Origin of the sequence: Flavobacterium sp. F52, assembly GCF_000278705.1 — a bacterium.
Taxonomy (GTDB): Bacteria; Bacteroidota; Bacteroidia; order Flavobacteriales; family Flavobacteriaceae; genus Flavobacterium; species Flavobacterium anhuiense.
This window is the reverse complement of sequence record NZ_AKZQ01000006.1, coordinates 212,130-232,287: the sequence shown is the minus strand read 5'-3', so window position 1 is coordinate 232,287 and position 20,158 is coordinate 212,130. Positions and strand designations below refer to the sequence as shown.

19 protein-coding genes are annotated in these 20,158 nt (G+C 34.8%); 9 read left to right on the top strand and 10 right to left on the bottom strand.

Translation table 11 applies throughout. The features are described from left to right. Nucleotides 1-210 precede the first annotated feature (210 nt). The 3 genes from FF52_RS02605 to FF52_RS02595 form a co-directional block, all read right to left on the bottom strand. On the bottom strand, nucleotides 211-1,110 hold the full coding sequence (locus FF52_RS02605; protein WP_008462691.1) for a LamG domain-containing protein: 900 nt from the start codon (nucleotides 1,108-1,110) through the stop codon (nucleotides 211-213). A gap of 345 nt (nucleotides 1,111-1,455) precedes the next feature. Beyond that, nucleotides 1,456-2,496 carry a PLP-dependent cysteine synthase family protein gene (locus tag FF52_RS02600; RefSeq protein WP_008462690.1) on the bottom strand — a complete coding sequence of 347 codons (1,041 nt, stop codon included), beginning with the start codon at nucleotides 2,494-2,496 and terminating at the stop codon, nucleotides 1,456-1,458. 71 nt (nucleotides 2,497-2,567) lie between these two features. Beyond that, nucleotides 2,568-4,703 carry a S9 family peptidase gene (locus FF52_RS02595; protein ID WP_008462688.1) on the bottom strand — a complete coding sequence of 712 codons (2,136 nt, stop codon included), beginning with the start codon at nucleotides 4,701-4,703 and terminating at the stop codon, nucleotides 2,568-2,570. Nucleotides 4,704-4,772: 69 nt separating this feature from the next. Between FF52_RS02595 and FF52_RS02590 the strand changes: the two genes are divergently transcribed. Continuing rightward, nucleotides 4,773-5,093, top strand: a complete 321-nt coding sequence (locus tag FF52_RS02590; RefSeq protein WP_008462685.1) for a YbaB/EbfC family nucleoid-associated protein — start codon at nucleotides 4,773-4,775, stop codon at nucleotides 5,091-5,093. A gap of 83 nt (nucleotides 5,094-5,176) precedes the next feature. On the opposite strand, the gene FF52_RS02585 is transcribed toward FF52_RS02590, so the two are convergent. After that, a complete protein-coding gene (locus FF52_RS02585; protein ID WP_008462683.1) occupies nucleotides 5,177-6,196 on the bottom strand; it encodes a threonine aldolase family protein in 1,020 nt (339 codons plus the stop codon). Nucleotides 6,197-6,347: 151 nt separating this feature from the next. Here FF52_RS02585 and prfB point away from each other — a divergent pair. From prfB to hemN, 8 genes are all read left to right on the top strand, one after another. Next, nucleotides 6,348-7,446, top strand: a protein-coding gene (prfB, locus tag FF52_RS02580) for a peptide chain release factor 2 (RefSeq protein WP_119789908.1) whose coding sequence is annotated in 2 segments (ribosomal slippage) — nucleotides 6,348-6,410 and nucleotides 6,412-7,446 — 1,098 coding nt in all. Because the reading frame shifts where the segments join, the coding sequence is not laid out codon by codon here. Nucleotides 7,447-7,511: 65 nt separating this feature from the next. Next, nucleotides 7,512-7,958, top strand: a complete 447-nt coding sequence (gene msrB / locus FF52_RS02575) for a peptide-methionine (R)-S-oxide reductase MsrB (RefSeq protein ID WP_008462681.1) — start codon at nucleotides 7,512-7,514, stop codon at nucleotides 7,956-7,958. A 334-nt stretch (nucleotides 7,959-8,292) separates the two neighbouring features. After that, entirely contained in the window at nucleotides 8,293-9,291 is a 999-nt protein-coding gene (lpxD, locus tag FF52_RS02570) for a UDP-3-O-(3-hydroxymyristoyl)glucosamine N-acyltransferase (RefSeq protein WP_008462680.1), read from the top strand. A gap of 143 nt (nucleotides 9,292-9,434) precedes the next feature. Continuing rightward, entirely contained in the window at nucleotides 9,435-11,063 is a 1,629-nt protein-coding gene (locus tag FF52_RS02565) for an acyl-CoA carboxylase subunit beta (protein ID WP_008462679.1), read from the top strand. Between the two features lie 122 nt (nucleotides 11,064-11,185). Further along, nucleotides 11,186-11,608 carry a DoxX family protein gene (locus FF52_RS02560; protein WP_008462678.1) on the top strand — a complete coding sequence of 141 codons (423 nt, stop codon included), beginning with the start codon at nucleotides 11,186-11,188 and terminating at the stop codon, nucleotides 11,606-11,608. Nucleotides 11,609-11,704: 96 nt separating this feature from the next. Continuing rightward, nucleotides 11,705-12,052 (top strand): hypothetical protein, encoded by a 348-nt coding sequence (locus FF52_RS02555; RefSeq protein WP_008462677.1) that lies wholly within the window; start codon nucleotides 11,705-11,707, stop codon nucleotides 12,050-12,052. 106 nt (nucleotides 12,053-12,158) lie between these two features. After that, nucleotides 12,159-12,635 carry a hypothetical protein gene (locus tag FF52_RS02550; protein WP_008462676.1) on the top strand — a complete coding sequence of 159 codons (477 nt, stop codon included), beginning with the start codon at nucleotides 12,159-12,161 and terminating at the stop codon, nucleotides 12,633-12,635. 119 nt (nucleotides 12,636-12,754) lie between these two features. After that, the gene (hemN, locus tag FF52_RS02545) at nucleotides 12,755-14,119 is read left to right on the top strand and encodes an oxygen-independent coproporphyrinogen III oxidase (RefSeq protein ID WP_008462674.1); all 1,365 of its coding nucleotides are present in this window, start codon (nucleotides 12,755-12,757) and stop codon (nucleotides 14,117-14,119) included. Nucleotides 14,120-14,136: 17 nt separating this feature from the next. Here hemN and FF52_RS02540 read toward each other — a convergent pair whose 3' ends face one another. The 6 genes from FF52_RS02540 to ccoN all read right to left on the bottom strand — a co-directional run bounded on the left by FF52_RS02540 (nucleotide 14,137) and on the right by ccoN (nucleotide 20,157). Next, a complete protein-coding gene (locus FF52_RS02540) occupies nucleotides 14,137-14,838 on the bottom strand; it encodes a sulfite exporter TauE/SafE family protein (protein ID WP_008462671.1) in 702 nt (233 codons plus the stop codon). A gap of 7 nt (nucleotides 14,839-14,845) precedes the next feature. Beyond that, entirely contained in the window at nucleotides 14,846-15,295 is a 450-nt protein-coding gene (locus FF52_RS02535) for a FixH family protein (protein WP_008462668.1), read from the bottom strand. A 103-nt stretch (nucleotides 15,296-15,398) separates the two neighbouring features. Next, nucleotides 15,399-16,817, bottom strand: a complete 1,419-nt coding sequence (ccoG, locus tag FF52_RS02530) for a cytochrome c oxidase accessory protein CcoG (RefSeq protein ID WP_008462666.1) — start codon at nucleotides 16,815-16,817, stop codon at nucleotides 15,399-15,401. 10 nt (nucleotides 16,818-16,827) lie between these two features. After that, nucleotides 16,828-17,766 carry a cbb3-type cytochrome c oxidase N-terminal domain-containing protein gene (locus FF52_RS02525; RefSeq protein ID WP_008462664.1) on the bottom strand — a complete coding sequence of 313 codons (939 nt, stop codon included), beginning with the start codon at nucleotides 17,764-17,766 and terminating at the stop codon, nucleotides 16,828-16,830. A 2-nt stretch (nucleotides 17,767-17,768) separates the two neighbouring features. After that, nucleotides 17,769-17,963: a CcoQ/FixQ family Cbb3-type cytochrome c oxidase assembly chaperone gene (locus tag FF52_RS02520; protein WP_008462663.1), complete on the bottom strand. Its 195-nt coding sequence runs from the start codon at nucleotides 17,961-17,963 to the stop codon at nucleotides 17,769-17,771. A gap of 7 nt (nucleotides 17,964-17,970) precedes the next feature. Next, complete coding sequence (gene ccoN, locus FF52_RS02515; RefSeq protein WP_008462660.1) at nucleotides 17,971-20,157, bottom strand: cytochrome-c oxidase, cbb3-type subunit I; 2,187 nt, start codon at nucleotides 20,155-20,157, stop codon at nucleotides 17,971-17,973. Nucleotide 20,158 lies beyond the last annotated feature (1 nt).

The window sequence follows — 20,158 nt, the reverse complement described above, 5'->3', positions numbered from 1 at the left end:
TTCCTACACACAAATGCATAATTCTCACAAAATTACAATTAACACGTAAAACAATAATGCTTTAATGCATTTTAGACAACTTTAGAATGGAAATTAAAACTAAAAAAAGCTTCCTGATCCCAGAAAGCTTCCCTTACTATTCCAAAAACTCAATTGCTTACGCAATAAAAAAAATACTAACTAACATTTAAAAACAAACTAAAAAACCATTTATTTTGAAGTAATTTTCTTTGATGCAGTGCTGGTAATTTTTAATAAATAAGTCCCTTCAGGGAGATCAGCTATGTTCGCTGCATTACTTCCCATTATTTTTTGTCCTTGCGAATAAACTTCTACACTTTTAGTTGTACCGTTAACTTCATTTGAAGTAATAATAGCTTCACTTGCAGTTTTTGCTTTTACAAATGTTTTTTCCGTTTTAGCTTCTACAGATTCCACAGGAGACAAATTAGAAACCTTTTCGCTATCATACAATTCTTTTACCTGAACTGGAGTCAAAGCCATATTATAAATCTTTAAATCATCTATATCAGCATTTATTCCAACCATTGTATTGATTTCTCCCAATCTAAAAATATTGCCATTTGTAGATCTAGTCATACCTTCCAGATACTTCAGTAATTTTCCGTCACGATATATCTTAGAAGTAGTACCTTCATAGGTAATAGTATAATGGTACCAAATATTTTTTTCTAGCGGTGTAGATACGATAACATCATTAGAAGCTCCCCAAGCCGCTAAACTTAGGTCAGAGTTAGAAGAAGTTGTTCCTTGCTGCAATAAACCGCAATATTGAGCATTTAAAGGATTTCCGTAGCCCCAAATATAATTTGCATTTGAAATATCGTTGAATTTAACCCAAATACTGATTGTTCTTGAGCTTTTTCCTTGTGGCAGATTATCAATTACTGCTTCTAAAGCTTTATTATTTAACCGCTGAGCGCCTTTCAGAACACCCGCTCTATCAGCTACATAATTGTCGGTTCCAATGAATGAAATTGTATTTGCCGTATTGTTTAAAGTACCATTAAAGTTAAATTCCTGAATCGGTGTTTGTGCATTTACATTCAAAAAACTTACAAACAATACGGTTAGTAGTAATTTTTTCATAATAGTAGATTTTAGGGATTAAACAACTTTCGTTATCTTAACACCTCAAAACTAGACTATTATAATTTTCACAAGAAAAATTTCCGATAAAATGCCTAAAAATTCGTTAAAATAACGTTTTTCATTCATTTTGACGGTAAAAACATTTTTAAAAAATCATAAATAATATTAAAATATTAAACTTAACTCAAATAAAATCACAATTTCTTACGTATAAATACGGTATATTCAACAAAATAATTATTTTAACTTTTTACAAAAAAACTTATCACACAGAAAAGTTTATCACAAAAAAAAACTCCATTCAAGAACGAATGGAGTTGTATATTTTGGAAAGTACTTTTATTACTTTACGAATTCAATTTTTTGAGCTTCTTCTTCATTAACGCTATCAAAGAAACCTTGCTCGTTCATCCAGTCATCGCTAAACACTTTACTCATGTAACGAGAACCATGATCTGGGAATATGGCAATAATATTGCTGTCTTTTGTAAATTCTCCTTCTTCAGCATATTGCTTAATAGCTTGCATTACTGCTCCCGAAGTATATCCAACAAATAAACCTTCTTTTCTAGTGATTTCTCTAGCAGAGTGAGCACTTTCTTCGTCGGTTACTTTCATGAATTTATCAATGATATCAAAATCTGTAGCAGATGGGATTAAGTTTTTACCAAGACCTTCTATACGATATGGGTAAATTTCTTTGCTGTCAAACTCTTTTGTCTCGTGGTATTTTTTCAATACAGATCCAAAAGCATCAACTCCTAAGATTCTAATATTCGGATTTTTTTCTTTTAAGAATTTTGCAGTTCCAGAGATAGTTCCTCCTGTTCCGCTGCAAGCAACTAAGTGCGTAATTTGTCCTTTTGTTTGTTCCCAAATCTCTGGACCTGTAGTGTTGTAGTGGGCATCAATATTTAGCTGGTTGAAATATTGATTAATGTAGACTGATCCTTTTGTCTCTTCGTGCAAACGTTTGGCTACATTATAATAAGATCTTTCATCATCTGCAGAAACATGAGCCGGACAGACATACACTTTGGCGCCTAAACTTCTCAACATGTCAATTTTGTCTTTAGATGATTTTGAGCTTACTGCCAAAATACAATTGTAACCTTTAATAATGCTTACCATTGCTAAACTAAATCCTGTATTACCAGAGGTAGTTTCGATAATGGTATCTCCCGGAGATAGAATTCCTTTTCTCTCGGCTTCTTCAATAATATATAACGCTATTCTATCTTTTGAGGAATGACCTGGGTTGAAAGCTTCTACCTTCGCGTAGAAATTTCCTTCTAACTCTTCGGTAATTTTATTTAGCTTAATAAGGGGGGTGTTTCCTATTAACTCTAAAACATTATTATAAGCAGTTATTTCTTCTTTCATAAAAAAATAGTTAATCAAAGGCCTTTTTAAATTAACCTTGATAGGTTGCAAATTTAACAAAAAATTTCTAATTAGCTTTTAATTTTTTCTAAATCTAATAAAAAACTAAATTCCTTTGCTAAGTCTTTTAAAGCCTCAAAACGTCCCGAAGCCCCGCCATGACCTGCATCCATGTTGGTATCTAAAAACAAAAGTTTGTTATTTGTTTTTAAATCTCTCAGTTTTGCAACCCATTTAGCTGGCTCCCAATATTGTACCTGCGAATCATGTAATCCAGTAGAAACATACATATTAGGATATTCCTGCGCTTTTACATTATCGTAAGGTGAATACGATAACATATAGTCGTAATATTTTTTATTGTTTGGGTTACCCCATTCGTCATACTCTCCAGTTGTAAGCGGAATACTGTCGTCTAACATCGTAGTAATTACGTCTACAAAAGGCACCTGAGCGATAACGCCATTATACAATTCAGGAGCTTCATTTACGATTACTCCCATTAAAAGTCCGCCAGCAGATCCTCCTTCTGCATAGAGATGTTCGGGAGAAGTGTACTTTTGGTCTATTACAAATTTAGAGCAATCGATGAAATCTGTAAAGGTATTTTTCTTTTTTAACAGTTTTCCGTCCTCATACCATTGTCTTCCTAAGTCCTCACCTCCTCTAATATGCGCAATAGCGTAAACAAATCCGCGGTCTAAGAGCGATAACCTAGTGGAAGAAAAATACGTATCCATTGTAATTCCGTAAGAACCATACGCATAAAGCAGTAATGGATTTTTACCGTTTTTCTCCAATCCCTTTCGGTAAACCATAGAAATTGGCACTTTTACACCATCTCTGGCAGTTGCCCAGACTCTCTCTTCTATGTAATTTTCTTTATCAAACTTTCCTCCTAAAACCTGTTGCTCTTTCAAGATTTCCTTGGTTTTGGTCTTCATATTAAAATCAATTACCGAAGACGGAGTTGCCAATGACTGATAGCTGTAACGCAAAATATCGGTATCAAAATCAACATTGGTTGTAGTGTAAGCATTATAGGTTTCACTGCCAAAAGGAAGATAATAATCTGGCTCGCCATTCCAAGGCATGATTCGAATATGATTTAATCCGTTAGAGCGCTCTTCAACAACCAAATAGTTTTTAAAGATCTCAATATCTTCCAATAAAACATCTTCTCTATGCGGAATAAGATCGACCCAGTTTTTCTTTCCTGTTTTGCTTTCAGGCGTTTTCATCAATTTAAAATTGGTCGCCTTATCTTTATTAGTCAAAACATAAAATGAATCCTCGTAATGAGAAATGCTATATTCTAATCCGCGCACACGGGGCTGGAAAACCGTAAATTCCCCATCAGGATTATCTGAATTCAAAATTCTATATTCAGTTGTCAAAGTGCTTCCAGAGCCAATAACAATGTATTTTTTTGATTTTTCTTTGCTGATAGAAACATTAAAAGTATCGTCAACTTCATCATAAACCAAAACATCATTTTCTGAACTAGTGCTTAATTTATGTCTAAAAACTTTATCAGCCCTTAATGTCACCTGATCTTGTCTCACATAAAAAATAGTATTGTTATCGTTTGCCCAAACAGAAGCTCCAGTAACATTTTCTATTTTATCTGCTAATATTTCGCCTGTTTCTAAGTTTTTAATCTGGATAGTATAAATTCTTCTCCCCACAATATCCACTCCAAAACTGGCAAATTTATTATCTGGGCTAATGCTCAAACCGCCTAATTTGAAATAAGCATATCCTTTTGCCATTTCGTTACAGTCAAAAAGAATTTCTTCATCTGCAGAAAGGCTTCCTTTTTTTCGAGCGAAAATTGGATAATCCTGACCTGTTTCAAAACGCGTAATGTAAAAATACCCATTGTAGAAATAAGGAACCGAAGAGTCATCTTCTTTAATTCTACTTTTCATTTCCTCAAATAAACTTTCTTTCAAATTTTGAGTGTGGGCAGTCATGCATTCGTAATAAGCATTCTCCTGATTCAGATAATCTATTACCTCTGGGTTTTCTCTGTCATTAAGCCAGAAATAGTTGTCAATTCTAGTTTCTTTATGTTTTTTTAATGTCTTTGGAATTATTTTAGCCTTTGGGGCCGATATATCATTTTGCATTGATTGAGCATTAATTTTTAAATATGAAGACGCAAAAATAGCACAAACCCAACAGAACAAAATTAATTTTTTCATAAAATATTCTATTGAATTAACACAGCAATATACTAATTTTGTCTGAAATAATTTAAAAAATCAACAAAAATGGATTTAATGGGAATGATGGGTAAACTTAAAGAAACCCAACAAAAAATTGAAGATACAAAAAAGCGTTTAGATACTGTTTTGATTGATGAACAAAGCGCTGACGGATTATTAAAAGTCACTATTACCGCAAGCCGAAAAATAAAATCTCTTTCTATTGACGATTCTCTTCTAGAAGATAAAGAGCAACTGGAAGATTACTTAATTGTAACGCTAAATAAAGCGATAGAAAAAGCAACAAGTGTAAACGAAAGAGAATTAGATGCTGTTGCCAGAATGGATATGCCTTCTATTCCTGGAATGGATAATCTTTTTAAATAAGATTGTTAGAAACTAAGGTTCTAAGTTTCTGAGCTTTTCTTTTATTGTGAAGACTTAGAATCTTAGAACCTTAGCAACTTTCTCTAAAACTTCGAAAGCGTTTCCAACACATATGTATGCATTACTTCTTTGTAATCTAAATGTGTTACGATTCTAAGTTTGTTGTGTCCAAGCGAACTTATTAATATATTTTTCTGTTTTAATTTCTCAATTAATAATTGATCGCTGTAGCCTTCTGCAAGCGAAAAAATCAAGATATTAGTTTCTACAGGTTCAATTGATGCAATCCAAGGTTTTGTGCTTAAGATTTTTGCTATTTCTTTTGCTCTGCGGTGATCTTCTGCCAATCTTTCGATATTATGAGCCAAAGCATATAATCCAGCTGCAGCTAAATAACCAACTTGACGCATTCCTCCACCCAATATCTTTCTGATTCTCAACGCTCTGTGAATATCAGCTTTGCTTCCAAGCAATACAGAACCAATTGGAGCGCCTAAACCTTTAGACAAACAAACCGAAATAGTATCAAAAATAGCTCCGAATTCTCTAGGATTCTGTCTTTTAGCTACCAATGCATTCCAAATTCTTGCTCCATCTAAGTGAAACTTCAAATTATGAGCGTCGCAAACCTTTTTTATTTCTCTTAAATCTTCCAATTCGTAACACGCGCCGCCGCCTTCATTGGTTGTATTTTCAACACAAACCAAACTGGTTAATGGACTATGATAAAATTCTGGATCATTTATCGCCGCTTTGACTTGCGCCGCCGTAATCATACCACGATTTCCATCCAGCAGACAGCAAGAAACGCCACTGTTAAAAGAAACACCTCCTCCTTCATAATGATAAACGTGAGCATATTTGTCAGCTATTAGCTGTTCGCCAGGCTGCGTATGCAGTTTTATTGCAGTCTGGTTTGCCATAGTTCCAGAGGGAAAGAAAAGTCCAGCTTCCATACCAAAAAACTCTGCTGTTCTGTTTTCCAATTCAATCACCGTTGGGTCCTGTTTGTATACATCATCGCCAACATGGGCGTTAAACATATACTGCAGCATTTCATAAGTAGGCTTTGTTATGGTATCGCTGATTAAATTTATTTCCATATTCTAAAAACTATATCTTATTTTTGTATGCAAAATTACGTATTACTTATAGTTATTCTCAGCAAGTTTTGGTAAAATTTAACTCGCTGGTTTCTCTAGACCAAATTAACGTAATAATTCTAAAAAACATATAAAACCTAGTAATTAATTTATGACAACAGCCGAACAAGTAAAAGGTATTGTGGAGCGCCTTGGTGCGTTGAGGAGGTATCTTTGACGTTGATGCCAAGCTAATCGAAATTGCAAACGAAGAAGAAAAAACGTTTGCTCCTGATTTTTGGAACAATCCAAAAGAAGCAGAAAACATTGTAAAAAATCTTCGAAACAAGAAAAAATGGATTGAAGATTATGATAAAGCAGTCTCTCTTACAGAAGAATTACAGCTTGCTTATGATTTCTACAAAGAAGGAGAACTTTCTGTAGATGAATTGGATGAACAATATAATGTTGCTCAAGCACACATTGAAAACATCGAATTCAAAAACATGCTTTCTGACGAAGGAGACAGTTTAAGCGCTGTGGTTCAGATTACTGCGGGAGCAGGCGGAACTGAAAGCTGTGACTGGGCAGGAATGCTGATGCGTATGTACATGATGTGGGGAGAAAGTTATGGCTATAAAATAAAAGAACTTAACTTTCAGGAAGGTGACGTGGCTGGAATTAAAACCGTAACTTTAGAATTCGAAGGAGATTATTCTTTTGGATATTTAAAAGGAGAAAACGGAGTTCACCGTTTGGTTCGAATTTCGCCATTTGACAGTAACGCTAAACGTCATACATCATTCGTTTCTGTGTATGTTTATCCGCTTGTAGATGATAGTATCGAGATTGACATTAACCCTGCCGATATCGAAATTACGACTTCTCGTTCGAGTGGTGCTGGAGGACAAAACGTAAACAAAGTTGAAACGAAAGTACAGCTTGTTCACAAACCAACCGGAATCCAGATTCAATGTTCTGAGACAAGATCACAGCAAGATAACAGACAGCGTGCTATGCAAATGCTTCGTTCTCAATTGTATGAAATTGAGTTAAAAAAACAGCAAGCACAGCGTGCTGACATTGAAGCAAGCAAAATGAAAATCGAATGGGGTTCGCAGATTCGTAACTACGTAATGCAACCTTATAAATTGGTAAAAGATGTTCGCACTGGCTACGAAACCAGCGATGTCGACGGCGTTATGAACGGAAATATAGACCCTTTCCTTAAAGCCTATCTGATGATGATGGGACAAAAAGAGGAAGAGTAAACAGTCACAGTTTGCGGTCACAGTAAAATTGAAAACTGAAACTTGAAACTTTAAAACAAAAAGTTATGATAAAATGGGCAGATGTAATTCATTTTACAAATAAAGGAAATCCAACTCCAGACAAAAAAGTGGAGAAAACGGAGGAAGAATGGAAACAGATTCTAACGCCAGAAGAATTTCAGGTAACTCGTTTAAAAGGAACTGAAAGATCTTTTAGTTCCGAATTATGCAGCTTGTTTGATCCTGGAATTTATGAATGTAAATGTTGCGGAACAGTTCTTTTTGATGCAAGCGAAAAGTTTGAATCTGGCACAGGATGGCCCTCATTTACCCAACCTGTAAAAGAAAACGCTATTGCTTATCATGCTGACAGGTCATACGGAATGATCCGTGTTGAGGTAGTCTGCAATGTATGCGACTCTCATTTAGGGCATGTTTTTCCTGACGGACCTCCTCCGAGTGGTCTGCGTTATTGCATCAATGCAGTTTCATTATCAAAAATCAAAGAATAATTTATAAAAAGCGATTCACTAAAAAAGTGAATCGCTTTTTTTATTAATCATCACTTATAAAAATGATTTAACAAAACAAATGTAAGCCATCACTTAACAATTATTTTTTTTAGCTTTTAGTCCTCAATTTTAGCTTTTAAAATTAGAAATCTAAACAATCGCCCCATTAGCACATTGAAAAACTTTTATTTAATTAATATTTTAAATGTTAATTTTATAAAAAACAGATCTATATTTTAAACAATTATTAAGAAACAAGAATAATTAATTAGGTAATTAAAATGTATTTCATTTTATTTGGCAAAAAATAACCTAAGTCGATTAAAATTTGTCAATGAGATCCTATTCAATTCAAGAAATTAATGAAGTTATAAATGGCGTAATTTACGGCAGCACTTCGCAAGGCATTACTGCCACAGAACAACTAGAAAAAGCAACAACTTCAGAAATTTCATTTATTGGAAACAAGAAATACGAAAAATACTGGTCGACTTCTAATGCTTCAATCGCGATTGTGAACGAAGACATTTCGATTGAGCCGGGAGAAAATCGAGCTTTTATAAAAGTCAAAAATGCCGATTTGGCAATGTCACAAATCCTTGCTCTTTTTGCTCCCCCTGCCCCAATCTTTCATTACAATATTCATAAAACCGCAACTGTAGACGAAACAGCCATAATTGGCGAAGGTGCTAAAATTGGCGCTGGCTGTTACATTGGCCCAAAAGTTGAAATTGGAGCTAATGCTATAATTTATCCAAATGTTACCATTTTAGACGAATGCACAATCGGAAGAAACACAACCATCTGGTCTGGAAGCGTTGTTCGTGAGCGCTGTCATATTGGCAACGAATGCATTATTCATCCAAACGCAACAATTGGTGCAGACGGTTTCGGTTTTCGTCCTTGCGAAGAAAATGGACTTGTAAAAATTCCGCAAATTGGTAATGTAATAATTGGAAACAGGGTTGAAATCGGAGCTAATACTTGCGTAGATCGCGGAAAATTTAGTTCAACTATTGTTGGAGACGGATGCAAAATTGACAATTTGGTGCAGATTGGACATAATAGCAAACTCGGAAAGTTCTGTATCATGGCTGGAAACAGCGGTTTAGCAGGTTCTGTAACTTTAGGAAACGGAGTTATTATTGGCGGAAGCGCTTCAATAAAAGATCACACCACTATTGGAGATGGCGCGGTAATTGGTGCTGGATCTGGTGTTACTGGAGATGTTCCTGCTGGAAAAACTATGTTAGGATATCCTGCTGTTGAAGCTCGTGATGCTTTAAAACAATGGGCTTTGCTAAAACAAATGGTTTGTGGCCTTAAAAAATAATATCACTTAAAATCTAAAAAAGAACATCCGCTAAAACGGGTGTTTTTTTTATTAATGCTATTTCTTAATTCATAAAGCAACTCGTTTATTTCAATTGATTTTGTAAATTAGCCAACACTATTTTATCAAATCAATACTATATCATGGATTTAAACTTCAATAAAAACGAAGATCACAATAAATTACTTCTTTCTGAATTAAAACAAAAATTTGCCAAAGTTAAATTGGGTGGTGGCGAAAAAAGAATCGAAAAACTGCATGCCGAAGGTAAAATGACCGCTCGCGAAAGAATTGCTTATTTATTGGACGAAAATTCTAAAAGTATTGAAATTGGAGGTTTTGCTGGTGAAGGAATGTATCCAGAACACGGCGGTTGTCCATCTGGAGGTGTTGTGGTGAAAATTGGCTACATCAGAGGAAAACAATGTATTGTCGTTGCCAATGATGCTACTGTAAAAGCTGGAGCTTGGTTTCCGATAACAGGAAAGAAAAACCTTCGCGCACAAGAAATAGCAATGGAAAACCGACTCCCAATTATTTATCTTGTAGATAGCGCAGGAGTTTATTTGCCAATGCAGGATGAAATTTTCCCTGATAAAGAACATTTCGGACGCATCTTTAGAAACAACGCCCAAATGAGCAGTATGGGAATCACGCAAATAGCTGCCGTTATGGGAAGCTGTGTTGCTGGTGGCGCCTATCTCCCAATCATGAGCGATGAAGCTTTAATCGTTGACAAAACCGGAAGTATTTTCCTTGCGGGAAGTTATTTAGTAAAAGCTGCAATTGGCGAAACTATCGACAATGAAACTCTTGGCGGAGCAACAACTCATTGCGAAATTTCGGGTGTTACCGATTATAAAGCCAAAGACGATAAAGATGCTTTAGACAAAATCAAAAACATTGTAGATAAAATTGGTGATTTTGACAAAGCTGGCTACAGCAGAATCAAAGCCGAAAAACCTGCTTTAGATCCAAATGAAATTTACGGAATTCTTCCAAAAGCAAGAACCGAGCAATATGATATGATGGAAATCATCAAACGTTTGGTCGATAATTCTGAATTTGAAGCGTATAAAGATGGTTACGGACAATCTCTAATAACAGGATATGCCAGAATTGATGGTTGGGCTGTCGGAATTGTTGCCAATCAAAGGAAAGTCGTAAAAACCAAAAAAGGTGAAATGCAGTTTGGTGGTGTAATTTATTCTGACAGTGCTGACAAGGCTACTCGTTTTATTGCCAACTGCAACCAGAAAAAGATTCCGCTAGTGTTTTTACAAGACGTTACTGGTTTTATGGTGGGTTCAAAATCAGAACACGGCGGTATTATTAAAGACGGTGCCAAAATGGTAAATGCTGTTAGTAATTCGGTTGTTCCTAAATTTACAGTTATTGTTGGAAACTCCTACGGAGCAGGAAATTACGCAATGTGCGGAAAAGCTTATGATCCTAGATTGATATTTGCATGGCCAAGTGCAGAACTTGCTGTTATGGGCGGAACTCAAGCGGCGAAAGTTTTGGCGCAAATAGAGGCTTCTTCGCTTAAAGCAAAAGGAGAAACTGTCGACGAAGCAAAAGAAGCTGAATTATTCGATAAAATAAAAGCCCGTTACGACGAGCAGACTTCGCCTTACTATGCTGCTTCAAGACTTTGGACAGATGCCATTATTGATCCATTAGAAACCCGCAATTGGATTTCGATAGGAATTGAAGCTGCAAACCATGCTCCGATTCAAAAACCATTTAATTTAGGAGTCATTCAGGTATAATGATTTAAGAATTCTCAACAAGACGTTAAATAAAAAGTAAAAAACTTATTTTCAAGGTGTTAAAAATAAATATCTGATTAAAAATTAGTAACTTAGTACATAATTTTTAATCACACAACATCATGGAAAATGTAAAAAGTTTGAATAAATGGGCGAACTCGCACACTTATTTACCAGTTGATTTAGTACGTATTGTTTTGGGTGGATTTTTATTTATGAAAGGTGTCTCTTTCGTCACCAATGTTCAATACCTGCATGATTTGATTTCCCCGATTGATAAGTTTGGAGGAGGTATGTTTATGCTACATTACATTGCTCCAGCCCACATGATTGGTGGTATAATGATTATTTTTGGGCTTTTGACCAGATGGGCAATCGCTGCTCAATTACCCATTTTATTTGGTGCTGTTCTTGTCAACTCTATGGGAAGAATGCATTCTGAAAGTTTAATTTTAGCTATAGTCGTTTTATTAGTCTGCATATTCTTCCTGTTTTATGGAAGCGGCAAACATTCAGCAGATTATTATTTTAAAATGCAACAATAACCTCATCAGTCCTCAGTTCCGCTGAGGACTTTTTTTGAGTGTTAATTAATTCTATAAAATTTCTTTAATTGCGTTTTATGACTTAAATTCGCCGACATGAATTGGATTCGTAAAACCGTTATTCTTATTACACTTATACTTGCAGGACTGTTTGCTTATCAGGCAAACCAATCTGCTGTACACGTAATTGAAACGGAAAAATCCGATACCAACTTCTGCAAAGACATTCCTGATTCGTCTGCATTTATACAGCCTCAGGGAAGTTATCAGCTTGCGGCAAACGTCAAAACAAATCCTACTGGAATAATTAAATGTTTTGAGAACCTTTTACCGCTTATCCCGCAGCATCAAACCGTTACGCACACTACAGCATATACTAAACTCTTTACAACACAAAGTAAAAAGGTTTTAGTCATACTCTATGCTTTCCATTTTTTCTGGTAAATAAATACTTGATTTTTCATTAGAAGATCTATTCTTCATCACGTACTTAACCGTTTTCAAATCGAGAACTGTTTTGCATATCATTTATTTATTACATTAAAACATTATGGAAACTACTACCACAATAATGGGAATTGTGATTTTAATCATTGTTGCTATCCCAATATATTTCTCTGCACGTTCATCTGCAGCAAGTAAATCGAGAATTTTAAACATCAAAAAAAGATTCAATCCCAATCATCCAGAAGATTTTGATTTGACAGAATCAATCAACAATAAGACTTTAACAATTGATCAAAAAAACAATAAGTTTATTTTGATGAATTTCAATCCAAATCAGCAAGAGTCAATTTATGTCGATTTGAATACAATTTCTTCATGCAAATTAGTTCCAACAACAGATGCTGGTTCTGATACTATTGTTAAAATTGATTTTGATTTTCAAGAAAAAGAAACTGGTAAAAAAATAATAATTCCATTCTATGATTTTGACGATGACCGCATCAAACAGATTAGCGTCTATCAAGATCATCAGTTTGCGAAAAAATGGCTTAAAATCATCCAAGATTCTATATCAAGTTAGTTATTTAATTCAGAAAAGAGGCTCCAATTTAGGCCTCTTTTTTTTGCGTTTTACATGATATTTGTCATTTTATGTCTTAGTTTGAAGTTTTAATTTTGAGGTAAACTAAATCCGTCATTATGAAAATTTCTTTGACTCAAAAGTACAACGTCCCAGGTCCAAGATATACTAGTTATCCGACTGTTCCTTATTGGAATGAAGCAAACTTTACGTCCGAAAAATGGATTACTACTTTAAGGCAATCATTTTCTGAAAGCAATTCAAGAAACGGAATAAGTTTATACATTCACCTGCCTTTTTGCGAAAGCATGTGCACTTTCTGTGGATGCAATAAACGCATTACAAAAAATCACTCAGTAGAAGAAAAATACATTCAGGCAGTTCTGAAAGAATGGAAAATGTATTGTAATTTACTTCCTGAAAAGCCTGTTATCAAAGAAATTCATTTGGGTGGAGGAACACCAACCTTCTTTTCAAAAGAAAATTTAGAATGTCTTATTAACGGAATTTTTGATTATGCTGTAAAAGCAGAAAATCACGAATTTAGTTTTGAAGGGCATCCAAACAATACTACTCACGAACAACTCAAAAAACTACATGATTTAGGCTTTCGCCGAGTGAGTTTTGGCGTTCAAGATTATTCTCCCGCTGTTCAAAAAGCAATTAATAGAATTCAGCCTTTTCATAATGTTGCCAAAGTAACTTTTTGGGCAAAAGAAATTGGCTATACTTCAATTGGGCACGATATTATTTTTGGGCTTCCATTTCAAACTATCGAAGATGTCGTAGATACAGTCGAGAAAACCAATTCTTTAAAACCAGATCGATTGGCATTTTATAGCTATGCGCATGTGCCGTGGATAAAAGGAAACGGACAGCGAGGCTTCAATGACGAAAACCTGCCAAAGGATGCCGAAAAAAGAAAACTATATGAAATTGGTAAAAAGCTTCTGATTCAAAACGGATATCACGAAATTGGCATGGATCATTTTGCTTTAAAAGGCGATAGTTTATACAAGGCAGCTCACAACGGAAATCTGCATAGAAATTTCATGGGATACAGCGCTTCTAAAACTCAAGTTATGATTGGTTTAGGCGTTTCTTCAATAAGTGATAGCTGGTACAGTTTTGCTCAAAACACCAAAAGCCTAGAAGAATATTATGAAATTTTAGAATCGGATAAACTTCCTGTTGTAAAGGGTCATATTTTAAACGATGAAGATCTTATCATTAGAAAACACATTCTGAATCTAACCTGCGAATTGGAAACTTCCTGGACTGCAGAATCTTTAAATTTTGCTGAACTTCCTGAAGTTTTAATTGCTTTAAAAGAAATAGAAAACGATAATTTGATTATTATTGAAAACAATAAAATCACAATTACCGAAGAAGGGAGACCTTTTGTCCGTAATATCTGTATGGCATTTGACTTACATCTAAAAAGAAAGTCACCGGAAACAAACCTGTTTTCGATGACTGTATAATAACTTAAATATATCTTCTAGTGGCAGTTTGGAATCTGCTGTACAAACAAACTCATGTTTGAGGGAGAGATATATGGAATTCCTAATCCCAATCCACGAAGGATGAATAAAACACCAATTATAACAGCTACATACGGAATTGCCTTTTGGATTTTATTTCTGAAAGGCAATTTTAATAATGAGTTGACATAAACCACAACCGTCATTAGCGGTATAGTCCCAATCCCGAATAAAAGCATGTAGAGAACACCAAGACTTGCACTCTGCATGGCAATTGCTCCAAATAAAGCAACATAAACCATTCCGCATGGCAGAAATCCGTTTAGAAGGCCAATAGTAAAAAGAGATTTGTAACTCTTGTTTTTAAACTGGCTACCTAAATTCGATTTAATTTTAGAAATGATTTTATAAACAGGTTTAGAAAAATTGTATTGAGCAAATTTTTTCTCTGGAATCAAAACCACAACAATCATAATTACACCAATAATTATTGACATTTTCTGCTGCAAGCCCGCTAGAAAAAAACCTCTTCCCAATAATCCAAAAATCAATCCAATTGTTAAATAAGCAGTTAATCGTCCAAAGTGATACGTCATAATCTGCATTGCCTTTTTAGCTTCATTTTGCCTATCTACAGGAAGCATCATAGCAATTGGTCCACACATTCCAACACAGTGCAGACTGCTGATTAAACCTAAAAAGAAAGCAGAGAATAACATTTTATTTTTAGTTTACGTAAATAACCTCTTTAGTGAGATATTTTTTGCCTTCGTACTGCCACTCCATATTAACATCCCAGCGTCCTTTTATTAATTTTTTCTGCGGAATAATGATTTCTGAATTGGTTAAAGCAATTTGAGTATTAAAGTCAAATTTTTTGTTTGAAGGTCTGTATAATTGAATATTTCCTTTTACTTTATCACTTTCAAATCCTGCAGGAAAAATTACCGCAACACCTTCTCCAGTATATTTGATTGATGGTTTGTGCTGCAAATCATGTGCATTCTGAATTCTTGCCATTTCTTCTTGAAAGTGCGTATCGTGTTTATAATATTCTTCTACAACCAAATCATTATCGTATTTAGAGTTTGATTGCACTTCAAAAACAAAATATAAAATAAAGGTCATAAACAATCCGAATGCAATGACGATACCTGTTCCCCAATTAAATTTCATATTTGTAGATTTTATTTGTTATTTGTCAAATATGTTATCGCCTTTATTCTTTTGTTTTGATTTCACAAAATTTATTTTGTGGCGATTTCATAATAATATCTTTTTAATTAAAACTGCGCGGCCCTAAGAAATTTGTAGTAGTTGTTTGCAAAAGTTCAGAACCATTATAAACTCCAATTTTTACTTTTGTTTTATCGCTTTCAAGCAGAACTTCATCAATTTCTATAAACAATGTTCCTTGAGAAATTCCTTCTTTAGCAATTTTAAAGTGTTTTTTACCAACATTTTTAATTTCTCCTTTCTGATCAATTAGTTTGAAATGTATATCGTTGTAATCTTTCATTGTCTTGTTTACAATTTTATAAGTGTAAACATTACTGATTTTTTCTCCATTATGCTGGAACAGCTGGCCAGGCAATCTTAAAATTACTGCCTGTACATCTGTTCTTAAAAACAGCATTCCAACAAAAATACTCAATAAAATGAAGAGAACGGCTGTATATCCTTTCATTCTCGTGGTAAACTTGAAAGGTTCTTTTTTGGCAATTTCATCTTCAGATGCATAACGAATAAGTCCTTTTGGCAATCCAACAGATTCCATAATATGATCACATTCGTCGATACAAGCTGTACAGTTTGTACATTCCAGCTGTGTTCCGTTTCTGATATCAATTCCCATTGGACAGACGTGAACACATTGAAGACAATCAATACAATCTCCTTTTCCCGTTAATGCTCTATCTTCATTTTTTTTGAATTTTGCACGTCCTTCTTCTTTTTCACCTCGAACAAAATCATAAGCAACATTTATAGATTTATTATCCAAAAGTACGCCTTGCAATCTTCCGTATGGACAGGCGATAATACAAACCTGTTCACGAAACCATACAAAAACAAAATAGAAAATACTTGTAAATATTAATAGAGCAATAAAATTGCTTGCTTGTTTAACAGGACCTTGCTCAATCATTAAGAATAAAGCATCACTTCCTACCAAATAGGCCAAAAAAACATTAGCTATAAGGAAAGAGATTAAGAAGAATATAGTCCATTTCAAAACTCGTTTTCTAATTTTTTCAGCATTCCATTCCTGTCTTGCCAAACGAGTTTGAGAACCTCTGTCTCCATCGATCCAATATTCGATACGACGGAAAACCATTTCAAGGAAAATAGTCTGCGGACAAATCCAGCCACAAAATATTCTTCCGAAAACAACAGTAAATAAAATTATAAATACAACGCCGACAAGCATTGAAATTACGAAGAGATAAAAATCCTGAGGCCAAAAAGGGAATCCAAAAATATTAAAACGACGTTCCAAGATATTGAACATCATAAACTGATTTCCATTAATCTTGATAAAAGGATTTATGAATAAAATTGCTAGCAAAACATAGCTGACAATTTTCCTATAATCATAAAATTTACCAGACGGTTTTTTAGGAAATATAAATTTTCGTTTACCACCTTCATCTATTGTTCCAATGGTATTTCTAAAAGCTTCGTCTGGTAAATTTGACATGATATTCTAATTATTTTTTAACTTCTGTGGTATCTTTTGTAGTTGCTGCAGCGGCATCGGTTTTAGGAGCGCTATCGTCTACCCAAACTTCTCCCTCTGCTTCTTTTGGATCTTTTGGATTACTTCCTTGTAAAGACAGAATATAACTAGCCACTTTTTGTATTTCTTTTGGTTTAAGAGTTCCTTTCCAGGCAATCATTCCTTTACCGTCTCTTCCTCCATTTGTAATGGTGTGGAATAGATTTTTGATTCCTCCTCCTAAAATCCATCTATCATCTGTAAGGTTTGGTCCAATCTGTCCTCCCGCATCGGCACGGTGGCACGCAGCACAATTCGTAGTAAAGATTGTTTTCCCTTCAGCTAGACTTGGTGCATCAGTTAACAAAACAACCGTTTTTTCATCCATTAAATCTGGTGCTGTTTTCATGTATTCCGCAACATCAATCTTGGCTTGAGCCAATTCTTTTTTCAATTCCATTTCCTGATCATCAGCCCCTAAAACATCGTAACGAACTACATAAATTACTCCGAAAATGATACAGATGTAGAATAAATATACCCACCATGGCGGTAAATTATTATCTAGCTCTTTGATTCCGTCATAATCATGATCCATCAATAATTCACCTTCTTTTTCAATTGGCTCTGTTTTAGTCAATTTATGCATTAGGTTTTTAAACCAAGTGCTTTCTTTAAAGCTTAAACTTTCTTCAAGTTCTTTTTGTGCTTTTTCTTCAGGCGATAATAATTGATACATTACTCGATTGACAGCACTAAGCGTAATCTCGATAGCAATTAGAATAAACAAAAAGACAAATAAAAAGAGTGATACCATTGGATATTTTACAAAAGCCGGCTTATCACCTGAATCTATAAAATATTCCATCAAAGCAAATACGATGAAGAAAATCAACGGTACTCTAACATATACTGGGAAAAACTTTTTCATTTTTATCTATCTTTTGTAGTTACACTAAGTCCTTCATCTAAAGGTATATTACTCATTTCTTCAATTTTTTCTTTTCTATAAGAGAACACCCAAATGCCTAATCCTACAAAGAAGAAGAAAAAAATTAAGAGGGAAATAATCGGGTAAATTTCTATACCCGATATTGTTTCCATATTGTGTTTTATCTGTTCAAACATAATGCTGTTATTTTGAAGTTTCTTTTACTTTAATATCAGTACCAAGTCTTTGAATATAAGCGATTAAAGCGACTATTTCTCTTTCGTTCATTGGAGTGAATTTCTCGCCTTTTGCTTCAGCTTTTTTGCGGCTGTCTTCATAACTCTTAACGAAATCAGGATCGCTTTCTAAGCTTTTTTCTATCTTAACAGCCTGCTCTCTTAAAGTTTTTTGCGCATTTGCAACATCTTCTGGAGAATATGGCACACCTAATGAAATCATTGCCTGCATTTTCTTTTGTGTCAATGAAATGTCCATTGGTTTGTTATCGAACAACCATTTGTAACCTGGCATAATTGAGCCTGCTGATGTGCTTTGCGGATTCCACATGTGGTTAAAGTGCCAGTTGTCATTGTACTTACCACCTACTCTTAACAAGTCTGGCCCTGTACGTTTTGACCCCCATAAGAATGGATGATCGTAAACAAATTCTCCCGCTTTTGACTGAACTCCATAACGCTCTACTTCACTTCTAAAGGGACGAACTGATTGCGAGTGACATCCAACACAACCTTCTCTAATGTATAGGTCACGCCCTTCAAGTTCTAACGGTGTATATGGTTTTACACTTGAAATTGTTGGAATATTTGATTTTACCATAATTGTTGGCACAATCTGAATAATACCTCCAATTAAAATTGCGATTGTAGCTAGAATAGTTAATTGAATTGGTTTTCTTTCTAACCAAGAGTGGAATTTCTCTCCGCTTAATCTACCACTTTTTATCGTTTGTAATGCAGGAGCTTGAGCCAATTCATCTTCTACTGGATTTCCAGCTTTAATTGTCATCACAATATTATAAACCAATGTAAGCATACCTACTAGGTACAAAGTACCACCAATAGCTCTCATCCAATACATTGGCATAATAGCCGTTACGGTTTCAAGGAAATTCCCATAAGTTAAAGTGCCATCTGGATTAAACTGTTTCCACATTGATGCTTGCTGGAAACCAGCGACATATAATGGAATCGTATAAGCTATTATCCCCAAAGTACCAATCCAAAAATGGAAGTTGGCTAATTTCTTAGAGAATAACTCTGATTTTGTCATTCTTGGAATCAGCCAGTAGATAATACCAAATGACATGAAACCATTCCAAGCTAAAGCTCCTACGTGTACGTGTGCTACGATCCAATCAGTATAGTGCGCAATAGCATTTACATTTTTTAAAGATAACATCGGACCTTCGAAAGTTGCCATACCATAACCAGTAATGGCTACGACGAAGAATTTCAAAACCGGTTCTTCACGAACTTTATCCCAAGCTCCTCTTAATGTTAAAAGACCATTGATCATACCTCCCCAAGATGGAGCAATTAACATTACTGAGAATGCAACTCCTAAATTCTGAGCCCAGTTTGGCAGTGCAGAATATAATAAGTGGTGTGGTCCTGCCCATATATAGATAAAGATTAAAGACCAAAAGTGAATAATTGATAACCTATATGAATAAACAGGTCTGTTTGCAATTTTTGGAACGAAGTAATACATTAATCCCAAGAACGGAGTTGTAAGGAAGAATGCAACAGCATTGTGTCCGTACCACCATTGCACCAATGCATCCTGAACACCTGCATATACAGAGTAACTTTTTAAACCTGAAACTGGAATTTCGATGTTATTGAAAATATGCAGTACAGCTACCGTTACAAATGTTGCGATATAAAACCAAATCGCTACATATAAGTGACGCTCCCTGCGTTTTATCATTGTACCAATCATATTGATTCCCATTACAACCCAAATCAAAGCGATTGCAATATCAATTGGCCACTCTAACTCTGCATATTCCTTCGAAGAAGTATAACCTAGAGGAAGCGTAATTGCCGCAGCCACAATAATCAGCTGCCATCCCCAGAAGTGAAGATTACTAAGAAAATCACTAAACATTCTGGCTTTTAGTAATCTTTGCAGCGAGTAATACATACCGGCAAAAAAAGCATTACCCACAAAGGCAAAAATAACTGCATTAGTGTGTAACGGTCTTAATCGGCCGTAACTCAACCACGAAATCCCATCTGTCATGTTGGGAAAAAGGTACATTACCGCTAAGGTAAGTCCCACTAACATACCGACAACTCCAAAAAGAATTGTGGCATAAATGAATTTTTTTACAATTTTGTTGTCGTAATAAAACTGTTCCATTTCCATA